The sequence below is a fragment of the Spirillospora sp. NPDC049652 genome (genome assembly GCF_040675125.1).
GTDB lineage: Bacteria > Actinomycetota > Actinomycetes > Streptosporangiales > Streptosporangiaceae > Spirillospora.
The window spans coordinates 1-3,147 of the sequence record NZ_JBFAOF010000852.1 but is presented as its reverse complement, the minus strand read 5'-3'; the positions used below and the strand labels follow the sequence as shown (position 1 = coordinate 3,147).

The 3,147-nt window shown below is 73.8% G+C and carries 2 protein-coding genes; both read left to right on the top strand.

Features of this window, described 5'->3' with window-relative positions; genetic code table 11:
• Positions 1–170: 170 nt before the first annotated feature.
• Positions 171–1,526 (top strand): glycosyltransferase, encoded by a 1,356-nt coding sequence (locus AB0J52_RS33795; protein WP_500186945.1) that lies wholly within the window; start codon positions 171–173, stop codon positions 1,524–1,526.
• The gene (locus tag AB0J52_RS33790; RefSeq protein ID WP_500186943.1) at positions 1,523–3,070 is read left to right on the top strand and encodes a glycosyltransferase family 39 protein; all 1,548 of its coding nucleotides are present in this window, start codon (positions 1,523–1,525) and stop codon (positions 3,068–3,070) included. The genes AB0J52_RS33795 and AB0J52_RS33790 overlap by 4 nt, the downstream gene beginning before the upstream one ends.
• The last annotated feature ends 77 nt before the right edge of the window (positions 3,071–3,147 follow it).

Here is a 3,147-nt window from a genome sequence, read left to right as displayed (position 1 = left end):
GGAGCCGGCCGAGGGCGGCGGGACGGTGGCCCGCGTGGTGCTGCCGGGCACCCCGGTCCGTCCGGACTGACGGGCCTCCCGGCGGGCCGCCGGGAGGGCGCGGACGGTTTCTCATCGAGCGTTAAGGAGCGGCTCAGCGGCCTCCCACACCGGTTGCCGACGGTGGTCGCATGAGTCACCTGGTCACCACGCGGAGCACGGCCGTCCCGGCCGCCGCCCCGTCCGGCCTGGGGCGCCCCGAGGGGGAGCCGGGCGGGCGGGGGCGGCTGGTGGAGGTCGTGATCCCCGTGTACAACGAGGAACGTGTGCTGGCCGCCAGTGTGCGGCGGCTGCACTCCTACCTGAGCGACACCTTCCCCTACCTGTGGCGGATCACCGTCGCCGACAACGCCAGCACCGACGGGACGTGGCGGGTCGCCGAGGAGCTGGCGGCCGGGCTGCCGCGGGTCCGCGCGGTGCACCTGGACGCCAAGGGCCGCGGCCGGGCGCTGCGCCGGGTCTGGTCCGGTTCGGACGCCGACGTGGTCGCGTACATGGACGTGGACCTGTCGACGGACCTGGACGCGTTCCTGCCGCTGGTCGCGCCGCTGATCTCCGGGCACAGCGACCTGGCGATCGGGTCGCGGCTGTCGCGCGGGTCGGCGGTGGTGCGCGGGCCGCGCCGGGAGGTGATCTCGCGCTGCTACAACCTGCTGCTGCGGGCGGCGATGGCGGCGCGGTTCTCCGACGCGCAGTGCGGCTTCAAGGCGGGCCGCACCGAGATCGTGCAGGCGCTGCTCCCGGCGGTGGAGGACCAGGAGTGGTTCTTCGACACCGAGCTGCTGCTGCTGGCCGAGCGGACCGGGCTGCGCATCCACGAGGTGCCGGTCGACTGGGTGGACGATCCGGACAGCCGGGTGGACGTGCTGCGGACGGCGCTGGACGACCTGAGGGGAATGGCGCGGGTGGCACGTCGGATGCTGACGGGTGGCTTCGGGGTTCCGGTCCCCGGACGCGCCGGCGCACGGGCCCGCACGGGCGGCACGGGTGCCGCCGGGAGCGGCGACCTGCCGGCGGGGATGCGGCGGCAGCTCCCGGTCTTCGCGGTGATCGGCCTGGTGAGCACGGTGGCGCAGCTGGTGCTGTTCGTGCTGCTGCGGCTGGTCATGGGCCCGCTGATGGCCAACGCGCTGTCGCTGGTGGTCACCACGGTCGGCAACACCGCCGCCAACCGCCGGTTCACCTTCGGGTTGACCGGTTCGCACCGGGCCCTGCGGCACCAGGTCGAGGGCGGGCTGACGTTCCTGCTCGGGCTGGGTCTCAGCACCGGAGGGCTGGCGCTGCTGCACGCGTCCGCCGCCGACCCCGCGCGATGGGTCGAGGTCGCGGCGATGGTGGCGGCGAACGCGGTCGCGACGCTGGTGCGGTTCCTGCTGATGCGCGCGTGGATCTTCCACCCGCGCCGGTTGCGCGGCACGCACCGTCCTGACGCCGCCGCGCCGGACAGCGAGACGCAGACGCAGGCCGCTGAGGAGGCGGGGCGATGAGCACGACGATGACGACCGGCTCGCCGGAGGAGGCGACTCAGTCCGCGGTGGCGCGGAGAGGGCGCCTGGGACGGTTCCTGCTGGGAGCGGAGAGCGACCCGGCGTGGGCGCGTCCGGGGCTGTGGGCGATCCTGGCACTGGCGACCGTCCTGTACGCGTGGGGTCTGACCAGGAGCGGGGACGCCAACACGTACTACTCGGCGGCGGTGAGGAGCGGGACGCAGAGCTGGAAGGCGTTCTTCTTCGGGTCGCTGGACGCGGGCTCGTTCATCACGGTGGACAAGCCGCCGATGGCGCTGTGGGTGATGGGCCTGTTCGCCCGGGTGATCGGGTTCGGGTCGTGGAGCCTGCTGCTGCCGCAGGTGATCGAGGGTGTCGCGGCCGTCGCTCTGTTGTATGCGACGGTGCGGCGCGCGTTCGGTCCGGCGGCGGGTCTGCTGGCGGCCGGGGTCCTGGCGCTGACGCCGATCACGGTGGCGATCAACCGGGACAACAACCCCGACACGCTGCTGGTGCTGCTGCTGGTCGCGGCGGCCTGGGCGACGATGCGGGCGATCGGGGACGGACGGCTGCGCTGGCTGGCGCTGGCGGCGTTCTTCGTCGGCTGCGGGTTCAACACCAAGATGCTTCAGGCGTTCGTCGCGCTTCCCGCGCTGGCGCTGGCGTACCTGCTGTTCGGCCCGCCGAAGGTCGGACGGCGTGTGCTGCAGCTGCTTGCGGCGGGTGCGGTTCTGGTGGTGTCGGCGGGCTGGTGGATGGCGGTCGTGGATCTCATCCCCGCGTCCAAGCGCCCGTACATCGGCGGCAGCACCGACGGCACCGTCTGGGACCTGGTGGTCGGCTACAACGGCCTGGGCCGGGTGTTCGGGCAGGACGGGAACGGGCCCGGCGGCGGCCGGGGTGGTGCCGGTCGGGAAGCGTTCGGTGAGTTCGCGCAGCGCGCAGGGGGCGCGGTGCAGAACCGTCCGCCGGGCGGTGGCGGCATGTTCGGCGGGCAGTCGGGCATCGGCCGCATGTTCGGCGCGGAACTGGGCGGCCAGATCTCCTGGCTGCTGCCGTTCGCTGCGATCGCGCTGGTCGCGGGCCTGGTGCTGGTCTGGCGGCGTCCGCGCACCGACCTGGTGCGGGCGGCGCTGGTGCTGTGGGGCGCGTGGCTTGCGGTGCACTTCGTGGTGTTCAGCTTCTCCGAGGGCACGTTCCACCCGTACTACACGACGGCGATGGCTCCGGCGATCGCGGCACTCGCGGGCGGCGGCACGGTGCTGCTGTGCGGCGCGTACCGGCGGTCGGCGCGCTGGGTGTGGGTCCCGGCGGTGGCGGTCGCGGCGACGGGCGCGTGGGCGTTCGTGCTGCTGAACCGGACGCCGGGCTGGCATCCGGTGCTGCGCTGGCTGGTGCTGGCCGGGACGGTCCTGGCGGTGGCGAACCTGGTCGCCGGACGGCTGGTGCGCCGGGCCGGAATGCCTTTCACGCTGGCCGGACTGGCGCTGGCGGTGGTGGCGGGCCTGGCGGGTCCGGGCGCGTACGCGGCGTCGGCACGGTAGCTCATCTCCAGGGCGTCGTAGATCATCAGCCGGCCGACCAGCGGCTCGCCGATCCCGGCCAGCAGCTTGATCGCCTC